General features: G+C 62.4%; 18 protein-coding genes and 1 pseudogene. 10 read left to right on the top strand and 9 right to left on the bottom strand.

Going from position 1 to position 24,476, the window contains the following annotated elements; translation table 11 throughout:
- Nucleotides 1-206: helix-turn-helix domain-containing protein (locus EAH84_RS12310; protein WP_194150404.1), on the bottom strand; the 206-nt coding region annotated here is incomplete at its 3' end.
- 40 nt (nucleotides 207-246) lie between these two features.
- On the opposite strand from EAH84_RS12310, the pseudogene EAH84_RS12305 reads away from it, so the two are divergent.
- Nucleotides 247-748: pseudogene (locus EAH84_RS12305) on the top strand (transposase); the annotation flags it as partial.
- A gap of 194 nt (nucleotides 749-942) precedes the next feature.
- Here the strand turns inward: EAH84_RS12305 and EAH84_RS16405 are convergent.
- From EAH84_RS16405 to EAH84_RS12285, 4 genes are all read right to left on the bottom strand, one after another.
- On the bottom strand, nucleotides 943-2,145 hold the full coding sequence (locus tag EAH84_RS16405; protein ID WP_241656586.1) for a hypothetical protein: 1,203 nt from the start codon (nucleotides 2,143-2,145) through the stop codon (nucleotides 943-945).
- A gap of 6 nt (nucleotides 2,146-2,151) precedes the next feature.
- The gene (locus EAH84_RS12295) at nucleotides 2,152-4,368 is read right to left on the bottom strand and encodes a GumC family protein (protein ID WP_170209864.1); all 2,217 of its coding nucleotides are present in this window, start codon (nucleotides 4,366-4,368) and stop codon (nucleotides 2,152-2,154) included.
- Between the two features lie 16 nt (nucleotides 4,369-4,384).
- Entirely contained in the window at nucleotides 4,385-5,023 is a 639-nt protein-coding gene (locus tag EAH84_RS12290) for a polysaccharide biosynthesis/export family protein (RefSeq protein ID WP_241656585.1), read from the bottom strand.
- A gap of 150 nt (nucleotides 5,024-5,173) precedes the next feature.
- The gene (locus EAH84_RS12285) at nucleotides 5,174-6,631 is read right to left on the bottom strand and encodes an O-antigen ligase family protein (protein ID WP_140872306.1); all 1,458 of its coding nucleotides are present in this window, start codon (nucleotides 6,629-6,631) and stop codon (nucleotides 5,174-5,176) included.
- Between the two features lie 617 nt (nucleotides 6,632-7,248).
- On the opposite strand from EAH84_RS12285, the gene EAH84_RS12280 reads away from it, so the two are divergent.
- The 9 genes from EAH84_RS12280 to rfbA all read left to right on the top strand — a co-directional run bounded on the left by EAH84_RS12280 (nucleotide 7,249) and on the right by rfbA (nucleotide 20,232).
- On the top strand, nucleotides 7,249-10,251 hold the full coding sequence (locus EAH84_RS12280) for a beta strand repeat-containing protein (protein ID WP_140872305.1): 3,003 nt from the start codon (nucleotides 7,249-7,251) through the stop codon (nucleotides 10,249-10,251).
- 215 nt (nucleotides 10,252-10,466) lie between these two features.
- Nucleotides 10,467-12,209 (top strand): TolC family protein, encoded by a 1,743-nt coding sequence (locus tag EAH84_RS12275; RefSeq protein WP_140872304.1) that lies wholly within the window; start codon nucleotides 10,467-10,469, stop codon nucleotides 12,207-12,209.
- Nucleotides 12,206-13,933 (top strand): type I secretion system permease/ATPase, encoded by a 1,728-nt coding sequence (locus EAH84_RS12270; protein WP_140872303.1) that lies wholly within the window; start codon nucleotides 12,206-12,208, stop codon nucleotides 13,931-13,933. Before EAH84_RS12275 ends, EAH84_RS12270 begins: the two co-directional genes overlap by 4 nt.
- Before the next feature lie 5 nt (nucleotides 13,934-13,938).
- On the top strand, nucleotides 13,939-15,264 hold the full coding sequence (locus tag EAH84_RS12265; protein WP_241656587.1) for an HlyD family type I secretion periplasmic adaptor subunit: 1,326 nt from the start codon (nucleotides 13,939-13,941) through the stop codon (nucleotides 15,262-15,264).
- 33 nt (nucleotides 15,265-15,297) lie between these two features.
- A complete protein-coding gene (locus EAH84_RS12260; RefSeq protein ID WP_140872302.1) occupies nucleotides 15,298-16,545 on the top strand; it encodes a glycosyltransferase in 1,248 nt (415 codons plus the stop codon).
- Between the two features lie 305 nt (nucleotides 16,546-16,850).
- Complete coding sequence (gene rfbC, locus EAH84_RS12255) at nucleotides 16,851-17,417, top strand: dTDP-4-dehydrorhamnose 3,5-epimerase (RefSeq protein WP_140872301.1); 567 nt, start codon at nucleotides 16,851-16,853, stop codon at nucleotides 17,415-17,417.
- A 9-nt stretch (nucleotides 17,418-17,426) separates the two neighbouring features.
- The gene (gene rfbB / locus EAH84_RS12250) at nucleotides 17,427-18,482 is read left to right on the top strand and encodes a dTDP-glucose 4,6-dehydratase (RefSeq protein WP_140872300.1); all 1,056 of its coding nucleotides are present in this window, start codon (nucleotides 17,427-17,429) and stop codon (nucleotides 18,480-18,482) included.
- The gene (rfbD, locus tag EAH84_RS12245) at nucleotides 18,479-19,366 is read left to right on the top strand and encodes a dTDP-4-dehydrorhamnose reductase (RefSeq protein WP_140872299.1); all 888 of its coding nucleotides are present in this window, start codon (nucleotides 18,479-18,481) and stop codon (nucleotides 19,364-19,366) included. The genes rfbB and rfbD overlap by 4 nt, the downstream gene beginning before the upstream one ends.
- A complete protein-coding gene (gene rfbA / locus EAH84_RS12240; protein ID WP_140872298.1) occupies nucleotides 19,363-20,232 on the top strand; it encodes a glucose-1-phosphate thymidylyltransferase RfbA in 870 nt (289 codons plus the stop codon). Before rfbD ends, rfbA begins: the two co-directional genes overlap by 4 nt.
- A gap of 247 nt (nucleotides 20,233-20,479) precedes the next feature.
- On the opposite strand, the gene EAH84_RS12235 is transcribed toward rfbA, so the two are convergent.
- The 4 genes from EAH84_RS12235 to EAH84_RS12225 are packed head-to-tail and all read right to left on the bottom strand — an operon-like array spanning nucleotide 20,480 to nucleotide 23,818.
- Complete coding sequence (locus EAH84_RS12235) at nucleotides 20,480-21,475, bottom strand: AAA family ATPase (protein ID WP_161978390.1); 996 nt, start codon at nucleotides 21,473-21,475, stop codon at nucleotides 20,480-20,482.
- Nucleotides 21,468-22,271 (bottom strand): hypothetical protein, encoded by an 804-nt coding sequence (locus EAH84_RS15975; RefSeq protein ID WP_161978389.1) that lies wholly within the window; start codon nucleotides 22,269-22,271, stop codon nucleotides 21,468-21,470. The genes EAH84_RS12235 and EAH84_RS15975 overlap by 8 nt, the downstream gene beginning before the upstream one ends.
- On the bottom strand, nucleotides 22,246-23,061 hold the full coding sequence (locus EAH84_RS12230) for a ribonuclease H-like domain-containing protein (RefSeq protein WP_161978388.1): 816 nt from the start codon (nucleotides 23,059-23,061) through the stop codon (nucleotides 22,246-22,248). Before EAH84_RS12230 ends, EAH84_RS15975 begins: the two co-directional genes overlap by 26 nt.
- Before the next feature lie 46 nt (nucleotides 23,062-23,107).
- Complete coding sequence (locus tag EAH84_RS12225; RefSeq protein ID WP_140872295.1) at nucleotides 23,108-23,818, bottom strand: MobA/MobL family protein; 711 nt, start codon at nucleotides 23,816-23,818, stop codon at nucleotides 23,108-23,110.
- Between the last annotated feature and the right edge of the window lie 658 nt (nucleotides 23,819-24,476).

Genomic DNA, 24,476 nt, shown 5'->3' with positions numbered 1-24,476 from the left:
TCCCGGTGCGACTCGATCCGGCGTGACCGCGTGTCTCCGCCCTGCGGCTTGGCGGCATAGCCACCCGTATTGCGACGCTGGTCGTGCCAGCGGATCACCGTCGAGGCCGCAACCCCGAACCGCCTCGCTGCAGCCCGGCAACTCAGCCCTTCGTCGACCGCGGCCAGTGCCCGCGAACGCAGATCCATTGATAATGGCTTGCCCATCCATGCCGACCTCCATCCAGCCAGCACCCTGAATCAGATCCGCACGCTTATGGGAATCCCTGATCGACTCACATCGGGCGGAATTCGCTCTAAGTTCTGGTTACGCGGCATGAACGAGCTCAAAGCACGCGGCGGTGGCGATATCCTGATCGCTGTCGTCGATGGCCTGAAGAGCTTTCCCGAGGCGATCAACGCGGCGATCCCGGCGACGATCGTCCAGACCTGAATCGGCCATCCGCTGCGCAACAGCATGGGCTTCGCGTCGTGGAACGACCGAAAACCGACCTTGCAGACGCTACGCAGCGGTTACCGCGCTGAGATGGCGGAGGCAGACCTGGCGGCGCTCTACGCCTTCGAAGCGCGGCCATGTGATGCCATTCTTCGCCTTCCCCAATGGCGTGCGCCGAATGATCGACACGACGAATGCGATCGAGGCGCTTAACTCGAGGCGGCGCCGAGCGGTGCGGAATCGCGGACGCTTCCCCGGTGACGATGCCGCAATGAAGCTGCTATACTTCGTCCTCAATACAGCGGTCCAGGAGTGAAAACGGCTGCCCGAGATTGGTCGGCTCCAGCTGATCCTATAGGCCGAACAATCCCGCCTGACGCATCTGCCGCATCCTTCGTCAGAAGCAGCGAATCATTTCCGCCGGATCACGCCGGGGTTATTGGTGTGCACAGCTTCTTTGTTTTTGATGAGCGGCAACCGCTCCGCGACCCGGACAAGTTCAATCTGCTATCGGGCGAGGATCAGCCGATCGATTTGTCCGGAGACACCCCCCGCCGCGTCGACCGGTTGCAGAACGACCTCAAGCAATTGGGCGGTGCAGCCCGTGGGAACCGCGAACGACCAGTCGATACGCTGTGGCTTATCGCTAGACTCCAGCATCACGCGTCCCGCCTCGAGGCCGCTCCCGACACATTTCAGTGTTAAATATGGTGCGTTTTCGCCAACCTCGGTAAAGCCCATGCTCTGGCCTCGAATGAGGTGCGCGCCCGGCAGTAACCTGACAAGCTGGCGCGCGACAACGCCCCCCGTCGCGGGCGCTGCGTCGACATGCAGCGCGCCGTCGCGAATGTCGGCCGACAGCCCCTCAGCCTCGGGAAAGTTCCAGTCAAACGCGGTCGGTTCGGGGCGCGCCAACACGAACTCTCCGTCGCGGATCCCTAGCGAAGTTACGGAAGGTCGATAGGTCAGATAAAGTCGGCTCGCCGCATCATAGGACTCCACCGCTATTAGCCGATCAATCAAGGTCGCGAGCGCACGGTCCGCGGCTGGTTTTCCGCTGCGCTTTAAATCGACAAAGAGCTGCGCTATGTTCGGGAGGTTGACCCCACTTTGGACAAGTTGCTGAATAAATTGCGAACTCCATTCCGGCTGTTTGGCCAGCACCTGCGCTAACGGGGCGATTAGTGCAGCGTCGTTAGTCGCCGATACCAGCACGGGAAACAGCAGTCCTGGTGCAGCCCGGGAGGTCCGCATTGCGACATCGTAATGAAACAAAGTACGCGGGACGTCGCCCTTCGAAACCCAGTATTCGATTAGCCATAGCTGAGTGACCAGATTGCGCCGCGACAGTGCTTCGGAATAATCAATCAGCTTGATCGCGGTCGTGCGGTCGCCCTTGATGTCAAGCGCCAGTCCGAGATTGGCCGCTGCCGTTGCGCTCATCGGATCGCGGTTCAGCGCAGCGCGAGTCGCCAGTATAGCGCGCTCGGTGCCAGCCCGGCTCGGCGACGAACTGATGTCGTCATACGCCTGCGACGCCAGCGCGGCAGGCAGCGCCGGATTAAGCTTCAGGGCCGTTATCGGATCGCTCGACACCAGCACCATTGCCAAGCTGATCCGCGCGACGACAATAATCAGAACGAGCGCCGTTGCTCCGCTCAGCAACCGCGCAACCGTCGACCTCGCGGTACTTGAGCGCAGGATGCTCATCTGGGTCTAATCGCCCAGCAAAGACCGTTTTTTCTTTTCCTGTCCGTAATCGTAGCCATAGGTATAACCATAACCCTTGTTCGCGCGTTTCGGTTCGAACTTGGTCACGACAACGCCCAATATTCGAGAGCTTGACGACGAGAGCCGTGCTAGCGCGGTCCGCACCAAGCTAGCACGAATACCATGAGATTCTACCGCATAGATCACGCCCTCTACTCGTCCCGCGATGAGGGGTACGTCGGCCAACCCCATCACCGGCGGCGCGTCGATTACCACATGGTCGAACGTCCTGAGCAGTTCTTCGATCAGAGCTGAGAGCCTATTGCCGGTAAGCAGTTCAGCGGCGTTCGGCGGGATTGGACCAGAGGTGATCGCGGTGAAGCCGAATTCCGGCACCGGCATCAGCAGATCTTCGGCGGTCGAATCTCCCGCGAGGTAATTGCTCAGCCCTCGGTCGTGATTGGTCCCGATCAGGTGATGGATCGATGGAGAGCGCATGTCGCCGTCAATCAGGACCGTCTTGCGTTGCGAACGCGCCAACAACGTCGCAAGCGCGAGTGCGGTGGTTGATTTGCCCTCGCCCGGCCGCGTGCTGGTGACCGCGAGCGAGCCCGGCATGCCTCGCTCGGTCGAGAATTGCAGACTCGTCTGCACAGCCAGATACGCATCGACAAGCGCCGATTTCCGATCGAGCAAGGCCTCGCTCGGGGTCGTCCCGCCGCCGAGTTTCGGGATGCTGCCGAGTAGCGGAAGGCCGACAAGCCTCTCAGCTTCGGAGGGATCCGAAATTGTCTCGTCACTCTGATCGAGCAAAAATGCGAGCAAGCCACCAATCGACACCCCAGCGAAGATCGCTAGTATCAAATTGAGCAACAGGCGGGGACTCGATGGTCGCAGTGGCAGGTCGGCCAGGTCGACGATCGCGACGTTGTTAGTGCCGACGCCGCCGGCGATGCCGATTTCCTTATACCGTTGAAGCAGCCCGTCATACAGTTGACGATTGGTGTCGACCTCTCGCTGCAGGACGCGATACTGGATGCTACGGCGACGTTGATCGAGAAAACTCGATTCGAGATCCGATACCTTGGCCTGCAACGCCTGCTCACGCGCCAGCGCTGAATCATAACCTGCCCGGATCGCTCCTCCAATCCGTGCCTCCTCGCCTGCGATGCTGCGGTCGACTTGCGCAATCTGACGCGCGAGTGCGGTGGCTGGCGGATATGCCGGTTCGAATTGGGTCAACAACTTAGTGTATTCGCTAGCCAATTCGGATCGCTTTGTACGCATGTCGTTCAACGAATTGTTAGTGAGGGCTTCGGCGGTTTCGCCAGGCCGTTTGCGATAGGCTTGATAGCGCGCCTCAGCGGCTACACGGTCTGACGTAGCTGAAGCAAGCGAGCCGTTAAGCGCGACAAGGTCGAACGCGATCGTTGACTGCTCGGATCCGTCCTTTCCTGCCCCGGGCAACGTGATGATCCGTTGCGCACGCGCATAGTTCATGAGGGCGCGCTCGGAGTCATTGAGCTTTACCCGCAACTGTTGAAGCCGGCTTTCCAGGAAGTCGCGCGCATAGGAGCTTGCCCCAAACCGGCGCTCCAGGTTCGATTGGATAAACCCCTTCGACCATGCATTCGCTACTTTCTGGGACAGCGCGGCGTCCGGGCTGGTGAAGCTGATGTCCACCAATCGCGACATCCGGGTCGGCGACACCCGCAGGTTGTCAAGCAGCACCGATCCCGCCGCTCGGAGTCTGATTTCGCGACTGGCGATCGGCACGGAGCGTCCCGCTGCGGTGGAAAACAGCTTGCCGTTCTTGTCCGCGTTGAACAGCGCGAAGAAAGCGGGATCGTCGACGAGTTTTAGCTCGGAAGCCACCCGTTCGGCCAGCGAATGCGCCCTCAAGAGCCCGTACTGAGTCTGGTAGAACTCCTGATCGGCATCGGTCGCGTCTTGTTCGACGCCTTGCATACTGACAATTTTCGCCGAATCGCGCGATATTTCGATCGTACTGATCGCGGTGAACTGCGGCGTCATCAGCAACGTGACTATCAGCCCCAACAATACGCACGCGGCTAACGCACCCAGCACGACCTTGCGCCAGCGCCAGAACAACATGCCATATTGGCGCAGAAACGCCGACTGCTCTTCATGGCTCCCCGCATCGACGGTCAGTGCCGTGACGGTGCCCGGCGCGAAACGCGTTCCGATAGTTGCTTCATTCATGACCTGGGCACTTCAATTAATTTGTCTTTGAGCGATTTTGTAGCAGCACGATGAGCGGCGCGGTCAATACTGGTGCGAGCGAGACCAGGCTCTTGAACAACCGTCGTGACGGAGAGTCGCCGACGATCACGACGTCATTCGCGTAGATCGCGGGGTCTGGGTATACCCCCCGCCGGATCGCGCCGAGGTTGTACAGCCCCGCCATCCGCTGATTATTGACGGTACGCAGAACGACGACATCGTCCAGCTTACCAAATTCGGACAATCCTTTTGCCAAGGCGATCGCGCGCATGAGCGTGGTCTGATTGGTAACCGGAAACAGCCCGGGCTCGATCACGGAACCGTCCACCGTGACCACTTGGCTAACGGAACTGCGCACATTGACCGTGACCGTCGGGTTCTTGACATATTTGCGCAGCCTGTCTTCGATGAAGCGTTGCAGCTCCAGGGAAGTCATGCCGCGTGCATCGATCACCCCCACCACCGGCATCGAAATCCGGCCGCTCGAATCAACCTTCGTTTCGAGGCTGAGTGAGGGAACGCCGTAGACATCAATTCCCAGCGTATCGAGGGGGCCGATCAGGCTTTCCCGATCAGGCGCGACGAGGTCAGCACGAGACGGCTTCGGCAGTTCCGCCGATTCGATCAGTTCCAACCCGGGAACGGGGCGAATGCGATCGGTTGCGCAGCCCGTAAGAATAAGTGCGCCCGAGAGCACAGGTACTAAAAACCGCATCGGTGTTTTGAATTCCCGGTAAAATAATCCCGGTCGCTATAAGGGAGTAACCATGGGCCGTAAAGCGCATCATCGCGGGACGGAGCGGTTGCGCGGCAGTTGCATCCAGGCGCACGCGAGGATCAGCGTCACCATGATCGATGGCGTCCGAACCGGATAGTCCGTCGCGCTCGCGAGCAACGTCATGAACACCATTGCCGATCCGGCGCGCGCCAGCCGGACGTGCGAGACCGCGGTCGCCATCCGCCAGACGACGACACTGCGGTAGAGCCACCAGCCGACGAAGGCCGCGAGCAGTGCCAGTCCTGCCGCGCCCCCCTCGATCGCCAGCTGCAGAAAGTCGTTATGCGCCGCGTTCAGATAGGTGAATTTCAACAGCGCGAACGGCTCCGCCGCGCGAAAAGCGGGTTCGAACCCGCCGAACCCGGTACCAACCGGAAAATACCTCGCCGCCACCGCCTTTAGCGTCGACAGCGCCATCGCCCGCTCGTCTGCCCCGACGTCGAGTGAAAACAGCCGCTGGACCGAAGTCGCCTGCCGGAACGTCAGCGCGACCACGAAGACCAGCACGATCGCCCCGAGCGCCGCCGCGAAGCTCGCGAGCCGCCAGCGCGCGGGGAGCCGATGGACCCCGCGGCGGATCGCGGCGGCGCAGAGCACGCCAATGACCAGCAACCCGATCGCGCCGAGCGCCAGCCCGGCCCGCGACCCGGTCGTCGGGATCGCGAGGCACAGGAACACCGTCACCCCGGTCGCCAGCCAGCGCCGGGTAACGAGCGTCGGATGCCGGATCGCCGACGACGTGCCCCAGATCGCGAGCATCGGGAACCCGAGCGCAAGGAACAGCGCCTCATGGTTGCGGTTTGCAAACAGCCCGGCGCCCGCATCGCGGTCGGCGGTCCCGTACCAGCCGAGCCCGGTTCCCGCCGACATCTGCGCCAGCCCGAGCACCGCGCTCGCCAGCACCAGCACCACCATTGTCGAAACCAGCCGCGCGCGCTGTAGCGGGGTTAGATACACCAGTCCGACCAGCGCCGCGATCGCGGGGATCAGCGCGAACAGCGCATTGACCGCCAGTGGCGGGGAAATCGCGAGCGGTCGCCACGGCTGCGCGATTCCCAGCAGCGGTGCCGCCCGCGCGATCAGGTCGCGGCCGGGCAGCGCGGTCCAGATTCCTGGCGGCACCGGCACCAGCATCGCCGCGACCATCAGCGTGACGACCGCGACGAACCCGATCGGCAGCCGCAGCGAGCGCCATTCCGCGGGGCGCCACACCATCGCCAGCACCGCCACGAACAGGATCGAGATCGCCCGCACGATGGGCTGCCCGATCGAATCGGCGCGCGACGAACCCCCGGTCAACAGCACGAACACCAGGAACGCGCTATAGGCCCAGGCAGGCGCATCCTGCCGCCAGGCCGCGCGATCGTGCCGATCCGCCCCCTGCCCGTGCGCCCCCTGCGCGCTGTCCGCCTGCGCTTTGTCCGCCTGCGCTTTGCCCGCCTGCTGGGCCCATTCTTGCTGCAACGTGTCTCACCCGGTCCATTGCTATTGATGGGCCGCGCTTACCGTGGCGCGGTGCCGCGGTCGACCCCGCGGTGCGTGACCGCCTCCGATGCGTCCTGGCCGTCGCGGTCGTCGCACTACCGTGTGCGGGCACCATCACGGTCTTCCGGGTGGTTTCGGACTGGAACATGGCCAGGCCACCGCACGCCGTCGTATACATCGTCTTAACCGACATCAGTCTCGCCTGCCGATGGGGCGGGATCACTTCCGCCTTTCCTGGGCTCGCGCCGCGCCCGGCGTGCGCCACCGCATCGCACCGCGCCACTCCTCCCAAACCTCGCGAATCGAATGGGAATATGGGCGCCAGCACCCCACCCGCTCATCGGAATTTAGGCTGCCCTGCCAACTCTTTGCGCCGGCACTAACAGGCTTGCTATCGCCATTTCGGTCGGTTAAGCAGCGCGAGGTGTAACGAGGAGACCGTGAACCCAGGTTGGTTGCGAGAGTTGTGGTGACAGTGGCGGACAATCGGGAAATCCCTCCGCTATTGAACTATTCTGTATTCGCAGCCTGACCAGTCCGCCGTTTCCAAGTAGCGATTTTTTGGTTCTCGAACGTTTTTATAAGGGAGTATACGCATGGCAGATATTCGTGGCGGCGCTGGCGCCGATCTTCTCGTAGGCACGGCAGATGCCGATACCATCACCGGCAACGGCGGTGCAGACACGCTGCGTGGCCTGGCGGGCAACGACACCCTCACCGGCGGCACGGCTGCCGACATTCTCGACGGTGGCACTGGCAACGACAGCCTGACCGGCGGCGACGGCGGCGACAGCTATTATGTTGATTCGCTCGGTGACGTGATCGTCGAGACCGCAGCGGGCACGGGGACCGACATCGTTGGCGCATCGGCCAATTATCGACTGAACGCGGGCGCAGCGGTCGAAGTGCTGCAATACGCCGCAGCGCCAACGACGGACGCCGGAGCGGTTGCTCTGACCGCCGGTGTTGCGACTGGCTCCACCGCTGGCATCGTGCTGATCGGCAACGAATTCGCTCAGAACGTGTACGGCACGGCGGGCGTCGATACCCTCGACGGCGGGCGTAACACGAACCCAGCGCTCAGCGACACGCTGACCGGCGGTGCGGGCAACGACACCTATGTCGTTCGCAACGTCGCCGACACCATCGTAGAAATCGCTGGCGGGGGCACCGACCTCGTTTACGTTTCGGCTGCCGATCTCTCGGCGCAGGGCCAGGCGCTTCCAACCTACACGCTCACGACGGGCGCCGCGGTCGAAGGTCTGTCTGCATCGGATCAGAGCAGCACGTCGAACCTCAACCTGACCGGTAACGACTTCGCTCAGCAGATCATCGGCAACGCCGGTACGAACGTGCTGACTGGCGGTGCAAATACGTCGGAGGCTGCTGGTGTACGCGACACGCTGACCGGTCTTGGTGGTGACGACACCTACCAGGTCATTGCAACCGGCGTAGCTGGTACTGAAACCGTGATTAACGAAACCGCGGGTAACGGCAACGATACGCTGACGTTCCAGACCGGTGCTGCGACGAGCTACACGCTGGCAGCGGACATCTCGATCGAAACCATCCGGCTTAACAACACCGGCGTGGTAAGCGTTGCAGGCAACAACCTTGCACAGACCATTTTCGGTAACACGGCGGCGGCAAACGCTACGGCGGAAACGCTGAACGGTGGTGGCGGTGCCGATACCCTCATCGGCGGGTTCGGCAACGACACCTATGTCGTCGATCAGATTGACGACGTTGTTACCGAAACCGGTTTGGCGTCGGACGGCACGACGGCGACGACCGATACTCTCGTGTTCAACGGCACTGGCGTCGGCTACAAACTTGCCGAAACATCGGCGATCGATGTCATGGCGATTGGCAAGGCCAACAACGTGGCCGGCGCGGGCGATATCGAGCTAGCGACCACGACGAATGCGGTCCTTGTCGGAAATAACGGCGCACAAACGATCTACGGTAACGCGGGCAACAACGTCCTTGACGGCGGAACCACGCTGGTCGGCGGGGCGAATTTTGACACTCTCCGTGGCGGTGCGGGTAATGACACGTACCGTGTTTACAGTCAGAACGATGTTGTCGACGAGCGCAGCTACGACAACACGCTCACGGTGGTCGCTGGTAGCGACGGCTCGCTGAATGGCACTGATACCGTGTTCACGAGCGCAACCTACAGCCTCGCTTTGGGCGCTGCTGGTGCCGGTGCTGCGTTTGTTGAAAATCTTTCCGCTGCCGATCAATCGGCAACGACTGCCATCAATCTGACCGGTAACCTCATCGGTAACCTGATCGTTGGCAACGCCGGTGTGAACAACATCGACGGCACCCAGAATACGGTGGTTGCAGCAAATGGCGCTCGTGTAGGCGACACGCTTCAGGGCATGGGCGGTAACGACGCCTACACGATCAATTCGGCGAACGACGTCGTGATCGAGGCAACTGGCGGAGGCACCGACACCATCGTATTCGGTGTTGGTTACACTGGCACAGGTACTGCGCTAAACACTTACGCTCTGGCGACCAACGCTGAAGTTGAGCGCATCACGATGAGCAATGGCGTCAGCACCGTCATTGGTAACGCGTTTGCACAGCGCATCGACGGTATAGCAGCCGCGTCGTCGACGCTGATCGGTGGTGGCGGAGCGGATACGCTGATCGGTGGCACCGCCGTCGACACGTATAACGTCTCGGACAGCCTCGCGACCATCCAGGATGCGTCGGCGGGTAACCTCGTACTCTATTCGGGTGCGACCGGTGGTTATGCCCTGACGGCGGGTGTCAGTGCCAATCTCGGTTTCACCACCGCGACGGGCACGGGCGCCATCACGACGGGCACCAATGGTACGGTCCTCGTGGGTAACGAGTTCGCTCAGACCTTGCAGGGCAACTCCAACGACAACATCCTCAACGGTGGTGGCGGCGCAGCGGGTGATACGTTGACCGGCTACCTCGGCAATGACACCTATCGCGTCTACACCAGCAACATCGATGCGAACGGCAACATCGTTGTCGGTCAGGGTGATGTGGTCGTTGAAGCGACGGGCGAAGGTACTGATATCGTCTACACCAGCGCGAACTACGGGCTGTCGGCTAACGTCGAAAACCTTGCTGCAGCCAGTCAGTCGGACATGACGACGCTGACACTGGTCGGTAACGATCTGAACAACGGCATCGCGGGCAGCAACGGCAACAACGTGCTGGTCGGTGGGCTTGGAAACGATACGCTCACCGGTCTGGGTGGCGCGGATAAGTTCCATTTCGCATCCGCTAACGTCGGAAACACCGCTGCGGGCGCTGTTAACGCTGACTTCATCGCCGACTTCAGCTCGGCTCAGGGTGACAAGATCTCACTCGATGCGGGACAGTTCACGGGCTTCGGTGCGACGATTGATGGAACGGAGTTCCAGATGGGCACCGTTGCAACGGGCACCACGGCGACAATCCTGTATGACGCGTCGACTGGTCGTATCTTCTACGACCAGGATGGTGCTGGAGCCGGTGCTGCTGTCTTGTTCGCGACGGTCAATCCGGGAACGACGCTCACTGCGGCAGACTTCGTGCTCACCCCAGCTGGCACGTTGCCCACGCCCTGATCCTGCGGATCAGCGTCGGCACATCGACCAACGGGAGGGCCTCCGCTTGCGGAGGCCCTCTTTTTTTGTGCGCTAACCCGCGCCAAAGATGACGAATTCTTCATCGGTTAGCGGCATGGCGCGGCGTGGACATGTCGCGTGGCTTGCGGTATAGCGCGCCACCCGAGGGACGGGTGCGAGCCAGTGGTTGCCGCTCGCCTGAGGACCATATCCGCATGCACGTAACGATATTGCCCCGACGGCGCGCGTTCCGCGCGGGCCTCTACCTGTCGGCAATCGGCGCGGCGCTCGCCGGAATTCCCGTCACGCCCGCGATCGCCGTTGCCGGTACCGCCGCCGGGACGGCTTCGCCCTCGATCGGCGAACCCGGCGTGGGCGCACTCCAGGCCGATCCGGCACCGATCCGGATCCGCCCGCCCTCCTCCGCCGAAAACCCCGCCCCCGCGCCGACCACCACCGTCGTCGTACCGCCGGTGACGACCGACATCCGCCAGCCGCAACTACCCGCGATCGGCACCGGCGTCGGCACGACCATTGCCGCCCCGGCCTACGGGCCGCCCGCCCCCGCCGGGCCGCAGCTACCGCTGCCAGCCGCAGCGCTGCCGTCCGACGCTCCGCCCGCAACGCGGCTACCGCGCGCGACGAGTCGTCCGATGGAGCTCGACGTCGCCAAGGATCCGATCCTGTCGAGCGCGCTGACCACCGCGTCGCCCGAGGAATTCCGCCGCCTCGTCGTCGCGGCGGTCGACCAGCATCCGGCGCTGACCGAGAATGAGGCCTATACGAACGAGGCACGCTACGCCCGCGACCAGCAAAAGGCGCAATATTATCCCTCCGCCGAGGTCGACGTTCCCGGTTTCCGCGTGCTGGGGCGCCAGTTCGCCGGACAGAGCATCGACAACATCGTCGAACGGACGCGCGCCGACCAGCGCTTCGATGCGCTCGCGACCGTCAACCAGCTCGTGACCGATTTCGGTGCCACCGCGAACCGGGTGAAGGCGGCCGGGTCACGGCTGCGCGCCGCAGCCTATGGCGTCGACAATGCGGCAGACCAGGTCGCGCTCAACACCGTCGCCGCCTGGTATGATGTCTACACGCTGCGCACAGTGGTCGCGTTGACTGACAGCTATCGCACCGAATTGGTGCGCAATCGCGCCGCGATCGCGCAACGGATCGACGGGGGCGTCTCTGCGCCCGCCGACGCCGCGCTGATCGAGAACGCGGTGGCCAACCTTGATATCCGGATCGCCCGCTTCCGCCAGCAGCTGGCCTCCGCGGAGGCGCGTTTTCGCGAATTGACCGGATCGCCGCCCCCCCCCGGGCTGATGCGCGCGCCCGACCTCGGCGATATTCCCGCGACGATCGACGCGGCGCGCGATGCCGCCGCGACCACCGCGACGACCCGCGCGGCGCGCGAACAGGCGCTCGCCGCGACCCGCGATGCCAAGGCATCGACGCGTGATCTTTTGCCCAACATCTCGGCCTCGCTCAATGCCGGTCGCTATGGGCTTATTCAGTCGAACCGCGATTACGACGTGGTCGCCCGCATCACGTTGAGACAGCGCTTCTTCGGCGGCTTGCCGGAACGCGCCAGGAGCGCGGCCGCGCATGCCGACGCGTTGGACGCCCGCGCCAGGCGGATCGCGCAGGAGAACGCGCGTGATGCAGAAACCGCGTTCAGCGATCTCGGCTCGCTCGAACAGCAGCGCGCGGCGCTGGAGGCGTCGTACATTGCGACGCTGCGGACGCGCGACGCCACGATCGAACGCTTCCGCTATTCGCGGGGAACGTTGTTCGACGTCCTGAACGCGAGCGACACCTTCTATTCGGCCGCGATCGGCTATATCCAGGCGCTCTCGCAACGCGACGCCGCGCGCTATGTGCTCTTGTCGCGTACCGGCAAATTGCTCGACGCCTTTGGCATTCCTACATATGATACGCGAAAGTTCGACCAATGACCGACGACGCCATGTTCCGTGCCACGCGCAAGGGCTTCGCTGACTGGCTGATCAAGCCGATGATGCAGAACAAGCGTAACTATATGAAGGTCGGCATCACGGCCGCTCTGATCAACGTGTTTGGGCTCGTCGTATCGATCTTCTCGATGACGGTTTACGACAGCGTGTTGCCGAACAATGCGACGACGTCGCTCGTGGGGTTGGCGATCGGGATGAGCCTTGTCGTCCTGTTCGACTTTGTCCTCCGCTCGCTCCGTGCCTATTTCGTTGATATCGCCGGAGTCAACGTTGACCGCTCGATCGGCGAACTGGCATTCAATCGCCTGATTTCGATGCGCATGGCATCGCGCCGCGGCTCCACGGGCGCGCTGGCGGGTACGATGCGCGAACTCGATTCGCTGCGGGACTTTTTCGCGTCCGCCACCATGAGCGCGCTCGTAGATCTGCCGTTCGTGCTGCTGACTCTGACGGTGATCGCGGCGATCGGCGGCTGGATCGTGTTGGTGCCGGCAACCATGGTTCCGCTGGTCGTGCTGGCAGGTGCATTGAGCTACCCGGCGATGGATCGGCTGTCCGCCGAGGCGATGAACGAAGGTCTCAGCAAGCAGGCGGTCCTCGTCGAGACGATCGGCGGCCTGGAAACCGTCAAGGCCACCGGCGCCGGCGGGCTGTTGATGAAGCGCTGGCTGCACTCGATCGATTATTTCGCTCATGTATCCATCCGCCAGCGGCTGATCTCGACGATCAGCATGAACGTGGCCAACGCGGCTGGCACTATCTCTTATGCGGGGACGGTTGTGGTGGGTGTCTTCATGATCGAAAGCCGCAGCCTGACGATGGGTGGCTTGATCGCCTGCTCGCTGCTCAGCAGCCGTGCGGTGGCCCCGCTCGGGCAGATCGCGCAGCTGCTGTCGCGACTAACTTCGACCCAGACCGCCTACCGGACGTTGCGGCCTTTTATGGAGGACAATGACGAGGGTAGCGGACAGAATCAGCTCAAGCCTGCCAAAATCGACGGGTTGATCGAATTTCGCAATGTCAGCTTTCGCTATCCCGGTGCGAAGGAGGATGCGGTCGCCGGGATCAGCCTAACCATCCAGCCGGGTGAGCGCGTCGGTATCCTCGGCCGGGTCGGGTCGGGCAAGTCTACGCTCGCGCGGCTTGCCCTCGGGCTGTATGAGCCGAGCGATGGGCTGGTGCTGGTCGATGGCTCTGACGTTCGCCAGCTCGACGCTGCGACACTGCGCCGCAACATCGGCACTTCGCTCCAGGAAAGTGTGCTCCTGTCAGGCTCGATTCGCGAAAATATCGTCCTCGAGCGCGACCATATCGACGACGAAGAGATGGTCCGCGTGGCCAAGCTCACCGGCGCGCACGATTTCGTCGGGCGGATCGCCAACGGTTATGATCTCAGATTGAGTGATCGTGGCGAGAGTCTCTCGGGTGGTCAGCGGCAGAGCATCGCGCTCGCCCGCGCGCTCGCTGGGCAGCCCGGTATGCTGATTTTCGACGAACCGACCAGCGGAATGGACAGCCAGAGCGAAAACGGCCTGATCGATCGCCTGATGCAGGAGGTCAAGGGGCGCACCCTCATCGTCATCACCCATCGCATGTCGCTGCTGCGGCTCGTCGATCGTGTCGTCATCATCGCGGACGGCAAGGTCGCCACCGACGGTAGGCGCGACGAAGTTCTGCGCGCCATCACGCGCCCTGTAGCCGCTTGACCATCATGCAAATGCTAACCCCCATCGTCCCGGCGGAACCCTCCAATCCCGCGACTTCCTTCATCCAGCCACGCCGGATGTCGAACATCCTGCTGTGGTCGATCCTCGGCTTCCTCGTGTTGCTCCTAGTCTGGGCCAGCTTCACCAAGCTGGACCGTACCGTCCATACCCAGGGCCGCGTCGTGCCGACGGCGCAGCTCCAGCTGGTGTCCAATCTTGAAGGCGGCGTGATCAGCCAAATACTCGTCAAGCCGGGCGACATGGTGAAAGAGGGTCAGCCCCTGATCAAGCTGGACAACACATTGTCCTCGTCCGATTTCTCGAGCAGCAATTCGACCCTGGCATCACTCAACGCGAAGATCGCGCGGCTCGAGGCCGAGGTGCAGGGCCGTGAGCCACGCTTTCCGCAATCGTCGGATGCGGCGGTACAGGAACAGGTAAATATCGAACGCTCACTGTATTTGTCGCGCCAGGCGGACCTCGCGAGCCTGTCGTCTGCGGCGCGCGCGCGTCTGACCCAGGCGCAGCGATCGGTTACGGAGACGAAAGCCAACCGCGATGCGGCTGCGGCGGCACGCGATGGTGCTCAGCAGCAGGTGTCAATCCTCGGACCGCTGGTTGCGAGCGGGGTCGAGCCCCGCCTGTCACTGATCCAGGCGCAGCGGCAAGCGAGCATCGCGGAGGCGCAAGTGGCAGCATCGCAAGCGACGATCGCGCGCGCGCAGTCGGGCGTCGCCGAAGCGATGGCGGCGATGACACAGGCCCGTCAGGATTGGCGATCGCAGGCCGCGACCGAACTGGCGGCGGCCCAGGCCGAAGCCGCCGGTCGCCGCCAGGCGATGCCAGCGCTGGAAAATCGTCTTGACCGGACGGTGGTGCGAGCGCCGCTTACCGGGCGGGTCAACCGCGTGCTGGTCAACACTGTCGGAGGCACCGCCCGCCCTGCAGAGCCGCTTGTCGAGATCGTTCCGTCCGATTCGGGCCTGACAATCGAGGCCGCGGTTCGCCCGCGTGACATTGCGTTCGTCCGGATTGGCCAGCGCTCACTCGTCAAGATTACCGCCTACGACTACTCGATCTATGGCGGCATCGAGGGCAGGGTTGTCGGCATATCTCCCGATGCGATTGTCGAGGAACGGACCGGCGACACGCATTATATGGTGCGGATCCGGACCCACTCGGACCAGCTGACATCGCTGACGGGAAAGCGTTACGCTATCGGCGCAGGGATGACCGCAGACGTCAATCTGATCGGCGATCAGCGCTCGATCATGAGCTATCTGCTGACGCCATTCACCCGGCTGGGGGAGAATGCCTTCCGTGAAAATTAAGCCTGTACATAGCCGCACGGCGCGCTGAACCCCATGCGTGTCCTGCTGGTGCACCAGAACTTTCCGGGTCAGTTCAAACATCTGGCGCCTGCTTTGGCCGCGCGCGGCGACGAGGTCGTGGCGATGACGATGAACGGGGGCGCCCCCATGCCGGGCGTGCGGATCCATTCATGCCCGCCCAAGTTGGGTACGGGATCGCAACACCCCTGGGCACAGGAAACCGAAACGAAGTTGATCCGGGCGGAGGCCGCGTTCCGGCAGGCAATGACGCTACGAGAGAGTGGGTTTACGCCAGACGTGATCGTGGGCCATCCGGCATGGGGCGACATGCTGTTTCTCAAGGAGGTGTGGCCTTCCGCGCGGCTCGGCATTTACTGCGAATTTTTCTACGGCGTCGACGGGCTAGACCACGGCTTCGACCCGGAATTCGAGGACGGCCATGATACCACAGAAGCGCGCACACGCATTAAGCTGAAAACGTTGCCGCAGCGGCTGCATTTTCCCATGGCAAATGCCGCGATTTCTCCCACCAGCTTTCAGGCGGACACCTATCCTGCATCATTTCGCGAGCGGATCACGGTGATCCACGACGGAATCGATACCGATGTCATTGCGCCGAACCCTCGCGCGTCACTGAAATTGGGGAGCGGCCGTGCGATTTCGCAAAGCGATGAGATCATCACCTTCGTCTCGCGCAATCTGGAGCCCTATCGCGGCTATCATATCTTCATGCGCGCGCTCCCTGAGCTGCTGCGCCGACGCCCCACCGCGCGGGTGATCATCGTCGGAGCGGAAGGAGTGAGCTACGGTAGCAAGCCCTCCGAGGGAACCTGGAAGGCTCGTTTCCTGGCGGAGGTGCAAGCCAATCTCGATATGTCGCGCGTCCATTTCGTCGGTAGTCTGGAGTATCCGGTCTTCCTCGAACTGCTCGCGATCTCGAGGCTACACGTGTATCTCACCTACCCCTTCGTGCTTTCGTGGAGCCTGATGGAAGCAATGGCGCTGGGTACCGCGATTCTGGGTAGCGACACCGCGCCGCTGCGCGAAGTGATCAAGGATGGGCGCAACGGGGTCCTATTCCCGTTTTTTGACGGGGCCGCGCTGGTCGATCGTGCAGTGGAACTATTGACCAACGGGGCGATGCGCGACCGGATTGCCGCGGAGGCACGCCGGACTATCGTCGAGAATTACGACCTCAAGACCGTTTGCCTGCCGCGCCAGATCGCCTGGATCGATGCGCTTGCGACAATGGACCCGCGGCCGGCGCTGTTTGAAGATTGACTTGGCTTGGCTGCACCGGGGCTCGGGGACAGTAGCCATTCGGTGGAGGCGAGGCCTGCTGGCGGGGTGCTAGCGAGCAAATCTCGAGCTGCTTCCGCGATTGAGGTGCGAGGCTCAGGACCCATTGATCCGGGCGTCGCAATCTGATTCAGTCTCCGCCAGCAACCGAGGATGGAAAAAAAAGCGCGCCGCACGTGAATCGCTCGAACCGCGAAGGGCTCCTAGATTCCTCAACGGTCACGCAATCAGATCCAAATCCGCCAGCATTGCAGGCGTCGGCAACGACCGCTAGGGAATTTCGGATTATGACCAACTCCATCGTCCAGCTTATCAAACCGAAGCGCTACGAGGATGCGCGTGGTTGGTTTGCCGAGGTATACTCAATCCGCGACTTTGCGGCGCGCGGTATCCACACCGAGTTCGTTCAAGACAATCATTCGCTATCGGTTCCGCGCTACACGCTGCGCGGGCTGCATTTCCAAACGCCGCCGTGCGGTCAGGACAAGCTGGTCCGTTGCGTCCGGGGGCGCATCTACGACGTCGCGGTCGATGTGCGGGAGGGGTCGCCGACCTATGGCCAATGGGTGTCCGCCGAACTCAGCGCGGAAAATGGGCATCAGTTGTTTATCCCGACGGGCTTCGCGCACGCGTTCCTGACGCTCGATCGCGATTGCGAGGTGAGTTACAAATGTTCGGGTCTCTACGCTCCCCATCATGACGGCGGAATCCGCTGGGACAGCTTGGGGATCGACTGGCCGATGCCGGGCGGCACCGCACCGGAGCTGTCGATCAAGGACGCGAATCTGCCGACGCTCGACGAGTTCGACTCCCCCTTCCCCTATGACGGACGCCCGCTGGCGCCGCTCGGCTAAGGAGCCACCATGCGCATTTTTGTAACCGGCGGGGCCGGCTTCATCGGCTCAGCGCTGATCCGGCACCTTGTCGAGGACAGCAAGCACGAGGTGCTCAACTACGACAAGCTGACGTATGCGGGAACGTTGTCGACGGTCTCAAGCGTTGCCGATGACGACCGCTATCGCTTCGTGCGCGGCGATATCTGCGATGCTGCTACGCTGCGTGCGACGATCGCCGAATTCAAGCCTGACGTAATCACCCATCTTGCCGCCGAGAGCCATGTCGACCGCTCCATCGACGGGCCCGACGCGTTCATTCAGACCAACATCGTCGGTACCTTCACGATGCTGAACGAGGCGCGCGCTTACTGGCTGTCCTTATCGGACGACGCGCGCGCGGCGTTTCGGTTTCACCATATTTCGACCGACGAGGTATTCGGTTCGCTTGGCGATATAGGTTTCTTCACAGAGGACACGCGCTACGATCCTCGGTCACCCTATTCGGCGTCAAAAGCGGGCTCCGACCACCTCGTGAGCGCGTGGGGGCATACCTACGGTTTGCCGGTGATCATAACCAATTGTTCCAACAATTACGGACCATATCACTTTCCCGAGAAGCTGATCCCGCTGATGATCGCCAAGGCCTTGGGCGGCGAAACGCTTCCCGTCTACGGCAAGGGCGATCAGGTTCGCGACTGGCTGTTTGTCGAGGATCACGTGCGTGCGCTGCGCGCAGTCTTCGAACGAGGGCGGCCGGGGCGAACGTACAACGTCGGCGGCAATAACGAGAAGCAGAATCTTGAGGTCGTCACGACCATTTGTGCGATCTTGGATGCGCAGCGTCCGCGAGCCGACGGGGAGAGCTATGCTACCCAAATCGGCTACGTTGCCGACCGGCCCGGCCATGACAAACGCTACGCGATCGACGCGAGCCGGATCCGAGACGAACTCGGTTGGCAACCTTCTGAAACCTTCGAGAGCGGGATCGAGAAGACGGTCACGTGGTATCTGGCTAACGAGGATTGGTGGCGCCCTATCGTCGCCGAGCGGCAGGCGGATCTGCGTCGCGGGCTGGCGGCTTGAAGCGCATCCTTTTTACCGGCGGCAACGGCCAACTCGGCAAGGAGTTGCGGCGTTTTTCCTGGCCTGACGGATGGGAGGCGGTCGGGGTCGACATTGATGACCTCGACCTCCGCGATACCGATGCGATTGCCGCCAAGGTTGCCGAGGGAGGCTGGGCCGCGGTAATCAGCGGCGGAGCGTACACCGCGGTCGACAACGCCGAACGCGATGTCGTCACCGCGTGGGCGGTCAACGCACTGGCTCCAGCGGCACTGGCGCAGGCATGTAGGGCGGCGGCGATTCCCATGCTCCAAGTATCCACCGATTACGTGTTCAACGGTAGGAAGGCGGGGCCGTGGGACGTAGGCGATCCGGTAGCGCCGCTCGGTGTCTACGGTGCGTCTAAACTCGGCGGCGAACTGGCGGTGGCTACATCGGGGGCACGTCATGCGATCATCCGCACAGCATGGGTGGTGAGCGCGCATGGCAACAATTTCGTCAAGACGATGCTCCGTATCGCCGAAACGAAGGACACACTGACGGTCGTCGCCGATCAATTTGGTACCCCGACCGCCGCAGCGGACCTTGCCGCGACACTGGCCGCAATTGCGATGCAGCTGGTCGGCGATCGCGCGGCGCCAAGCGGCATCTGGCATTTCAGCAACGCGGGGCGCACCTCGTGGGCCGATTTCGCGATCGAGATCTTTGCTCAATCCGCTCGGCGCGGAGGTCCTACCGCGCAGGTGTTGCCGATTCCGACCTCGGCTTATCCCACGCCGGCGCGACGACCCGCCAATTCGGAACTGAGCCACTCCGCAATCCAGCGCGATTACGGGATTTCCCCCCGCCCGTGGCAAGCTGCGCTTGCAGACATCCTCGATGAGCTTCTCGGAAAGACGATATGAAAGGCATTATACTTGCTGGTGGCTCTGGCACCCGGCTTCATCCCGCTACGCTCGCGATCAACAAGCAGCTGCTTCCCGTTTACGATAAGCCGATGATTTATTATCCCTTATCGATCCTCATGCTGGCAAAAATCCGCGACATCCTGATCATTTCTAGCCCGGAATTCTTGGGAAATTATAAGAGTATCTTTGGTGATGGGTCCAGTCTCGGACTCAACATTAGCTACGCCGAACAGCCTAAGCCCGAGGGTCTCGCACAGGCGTTCACGATCGGCGCCGATTTTATCGGCGCCGATCGCGTCGCGTTGGTCTTGGGTGACAACATCTTCTTCGGTGCCCATCTCACCGATCTGCTCGACAGAGCCACCACCCGAACAACCGGCGCAACAGTTTTCAGCTACCGCGTCGAGGATCCTGAACGATACGGCGTGGTCGAGCTCGCGGAAGGCGCGCGCGCGATCAGCCTCGAAGAGAAGCCCATCAATCCCAGGTCGAACCACGCGGTTACCGGACTGTATTTCTATGACAACCGGGTCGTCGACTTTGCACGCAACCTAAAACCTAGCGCCCGCGGCGAACTGGAAATTACTGATCTCAATCGCCTCTATATGGAGAAGGGGGATCTTTTCGTCGAACAGATGGGGCGCGGCTATGCCTGGCTCGATACCGGCACGCACGACAGCCTTCTCGAGGCGTCGGAATTTGTCCGTACGATCCAACATCGCCAAGGAATCCAGATCGCCTGTCTTGAAGAAATCGCCTTTGAAAACGGTTTCATCAGCCGGGAAACTGCGGAAGCGGCGGGTCATGCTATGATTAAGACCGCATATGGCCGTGCGATTCTGGCCGCCGTCGCGGAATCCTGATCACGAATGCGGTCGAAGCGGCTCCCCTTCCTGATCAGTGAATATCCGCCCGCGACGATCCGCCGCTCCATATCGTTTCGTTGCGTGGCGACGGCCGGCATCACCGCCGAGGACGTCAAGGACCTGGTGGTCGCGACTAATGAGCACCGCTTGACGGGTGGGCCGGGTGCCCGAACCGATCGAGTAGCTAACCGATAACGGCATCTGTTACACCGCACGCGATAGCATCATTAGCCCGCCGCGGCTATTAGTGGGTAGGGCCGCGGTCACGCGGGATCGCCGCTGCCATCAGTTGTTCGATGTTCTGCCGCAGACTGCGAACGGATCGTTTTTGCGCAAACGTAGCGCGAAGAACTCGAATGGCTCGCGGCGGCAGCGCCGGAATTGCTGCCGCCGGGACGCCCCACCGTTTGGCAAGGTTAGAACCGATCGTGGTGTATAGCACGTCAAAATGCTCGATTCCCGGTCCTTCCACTGTGATGATATCGAGCCGCGCACGCAGCACCGCCGGCAGCATTGCGGAATCGTTGCAGGTGAGGATCCAGCAGATATGGCTGAGATCTATCTCGGCAAGCAGGCACCTATCCCAGTAATGCTTCGCGGTCTCTGCTTCAATCATCGTGAGCAGTGTTGCGAGCGGATTGCCATTCTGACCGTCGCCAGCGAACTTCTCGACTTCTTCCAGTACCAGGACCGGATTAACAGTGCGCGCCTGACTCATCATCAGCGCAGGCCAGCACGGCTGCGCGCTGGTCCAACCACGAGCAGTACCTTCCAGCGTCCGGTTGTCCGACGTGCCGGCCAGATCGAGAACCCCAGATCCAGCATCGGTCGCTTCGGCGATGAGCCGGGCAAAATAGCTTTTGCCGCATCCCGGCGGCCCGACCAGGCACAGCGGACGCCATGCGATCCATGGGCGCCCTGCCCAGTTCTGGATCAGCAGGTGGCGTTCGATACTCGCGATTGCCGGCTCGAGCCATGGCGCTGCGGCACGCAACCGAGCAATCAGCGCGATCTCGCCCGATGCATCGTTGCCCATGATCGCAGCACCAGCAAGCGGAAGCTCGGTTGTCAGCGCCGCATATCGGTCAGCGATGCTGTTCAGCCCGGCACCGTCCGAGGCTGCATCACCTGCTATCTTCGCACATGGCCGAATATAGGCGGTGGATGGGATGCAGTAACGGAACGTGGGCTCGCCGTCTTCGTCATACCGCCTCATGACGCTGTAATAGTTCTCAGTCATGCTTCGCCTCCAGCGCCAATGGGCTGGAAGGAACAGCGTCCAGTGCGGGCCTTTCCTTCGACGAGCAAAATAATCGCTGCGCCTGCGCATCCGATTCGAAGAGCCACGCGTGAGTGGCCGAGCGCACGCTGTCATCGTCCGGCACGCCGGGCAGCCACAACTGCCACATCGCCTTGGCCCGCGCTTCGAGATGCGCGCGGATGTCCCCATGATTTCCGAGCCGATGCGCCTCGGCGAGATCGGTTCGGGTCATCGGCACGAACGCGACGCCATGGCGGTGAGCGATCGCATCGAACGATGTCGCCTTCGATCCGCCGAACGCCGTCGCGACGTCGATCACCTCGCCGGTGAAGGTAGCAGCCAGGCGGCGCAACAGCGTGACGGCGGCGATCGTGTCACGCGCCGTCTCGGCGGCGGCGATCAGCGAAGGGACGGTAATGTCTTCGCCGCGCCACAGCAGCAGTTGTCCATCGGCGCATTGCAGTCGCTCGCCGAGCCAGAGCATCGTGTCGGCCGGATTGTCAGTAACGGTGGTGGAATCCGACTGTAGATCGAAGCTCCAGCTGCCGAATCGATGGCGGACATTGAGAATGGCAGCGCCGACCAGCAGCGTGCGCGCGGCTCGCTCGGGCATCTCGGATTGGTTGAGACAGGCGGTTGCAAGCACGAGTGTATCATTGGTCATGATAAATCCTTCAAAAAACGAAAATGGCCCGGCCATCGCGGGGATGACCGGGCCGATGCGGGTGGGACGACGGACGCGTTCGGCGTCAGGATGTGGCGAACGCGCGTTCACTCTCCTCTCGGGCGAGCCGATGTGTCATGCGCGAAAGCGCGGCGCCGATGTCTGCCTTCATCGCGCGGGGGCGTGCCCACCACATCAGCTGGCAGTCCAGAAAAGGCTGCAGATGCTCGAGATCGGCACGCGCCTCGATATGCCGAGCGAGGGCCGCCAGCGGCCGGGTCACGAGCGTCTCGTCGGCGGCGCGCGCGGCGACCCATGCAAAATACACGCACAGCGTCGCAACCGCATCTTCCATGACATAGCGGCGGATCCGTTCGGTCTCCCCCGCCTCCCAGAGCTGGCCGACATCGCCGCCCGCAACATCGGTTTTCACAGCAATGCCAAGCTCATCGGCGATCGATGCAAGCGACACTTTCCGGCCAAAGCTCGAATAAGCGTCGGCGAGATCGAGATGCTCACCGCCGAACCGCTTGGAGGCGGCGCGATCGGCGAGCGCCTTGCAGTCCCACAAACGCTGACGCTGCGCCGCGAGGCGAAGGACAAGCGCGTCGAACTGGCGACCATTATACGATGTCACCACCCCTGCCCCCGCCATCCGACGGTCAGCCTCGCGGATCATTGCCGCCTCGTTCGTGACAGCCTCGGTAATGGCGAGCGCGTCGATGTCGAACAGCCATTGGCCGCCCTGTTCCCACGCCTCGGCAAATCCGACCGCGACGGGCTGGTGGGTCGGCCAAGGCGGGAATGACCCATCCTCAAGCGCGGGGGCGATCGTTTCGATATCATATGCCAGGATCGGCCGCGCACGTCGGCCATTGTCCCGGCGCGGTTGAATGCGCAAGGTATTTCTCCTCATTGATGAATTACGGGAAAGCTCCCGCTGCCGGTCAGATGGCGCGCAAGCTCGCCACGCGGTGCATGATGGCCGCCGAACCCGTTTCGTTCTGCCGACCGAGTTCGGCCAGTCGGGTCAGCTGGCGACCGAACGGCGTTGCGCCGGTGGGCGGATAGATCCCGGTTGCTGCGAACCATCGATCCGCCATCGCCTTGCAGGCATCGGGCGTGCGTAGCCACGTCTGCTGGCGTTTTCCGAACCGGTCACTGGTCGGGTCAAAAACGCGCGTGGTAACGAGCAGGTGTACGTGCGGCAGAATTTCGGGCCGATCCGCGCAGGCGGCCGCGTAATGGATCGCAAAATCCAGAACCATGCCCTGCGAGGCAAAATGATCCTCAGCGAAGCCAACCACGAGCTGGCGCCAGTATTCGGGGTCCTCGTTCACGGGGAGCGAGCCGACCGCGTGCGCCATGATTGACTCGCCCGGCCGGATTCGCTGACCGACATCGTCAATCGCCTGCCACAAGCCCACCCCTGCGAGCAGCGGATGCTCGGCGCGTTGCGGCGCGACCCGCCCGGCAGCGATCAGATCGGTACGCGCTGACCAGCGCGTCATCGCACCGAACCGATCGATGCCATCGAGGCGATTGACGTAGAGATAGTTGGCGACAGCGGTGCGCTCGATCGGCTTCCCCTCACCGGAATTGGCGCGGTCGGGCACGACGTGCTGAACATTGAAAGGGCGTTGTTGATGGATCGACATGATGATTCTCCTGATGATGGTTGGTCGACGCGACCGGGTGTTTCCCGGGACGAGTGACGCGGAAATCTCGTTTTTGATGATGAGGTGACGATCCGATCGATGCGGATCGACGCTTGATGGCGGCGCGCTAGGCAGCGCTGCATCGGCCGCCGCCGGTTCAGAAAGGCGTCAGCGTAAGGCCTTGCTGGGTTATGGCCGAACAGTGAAACGCGACGCGGCGATGCCAGCTGGCGCGCGACAACACCATCCCGCACGGCAGCGGCGGACCCGCCTGACCGTGTGTGATCGCTATTCCGCTCCGCCCGCTGTTCGCGAGACGACGCTGCCGCGGCATCAGTCTAAATCTTGCTATATTCATGACAGGCTCCGAAGGAGGACCATGGACGCGGGCAGCGTTCCTGCTGCTTTTTTCCGCTCTATCCTGATCCTCACTTCCCCTGCTCTCTACCCTCCGCTCCCGGTTCCTTTTTGCCGACTGCAGGGGGACGTTTTCCGACCTAGGCGGTATGCCGAGCCGGACGTGGTCCGAACGCAGTTCGACGCGGCGCTGCAGCGCTGAATTTTCGAGCAGGTGAAACATGATCGTCGCTCCGTTGCACGGGTGGCCCCGCACTCAGGCGGGATGCGCTGACCCAGGGGCGCCTAATAGCGGCTCAGC

The sequence above is a fragment of the Sphingomonas oligophenolica genome, from assembly GCF_006438955.1.
GTDB lineage: Bacteria > Pseudomonadota > Alphaproteobacteria > Sphingomonadales > Sphingomonadaceae > Sphingomonas > Sphingomonas oligophenolica_A.
This window is presented reverse-complemented; position numbering and strand designations above follow the sequence as displayed.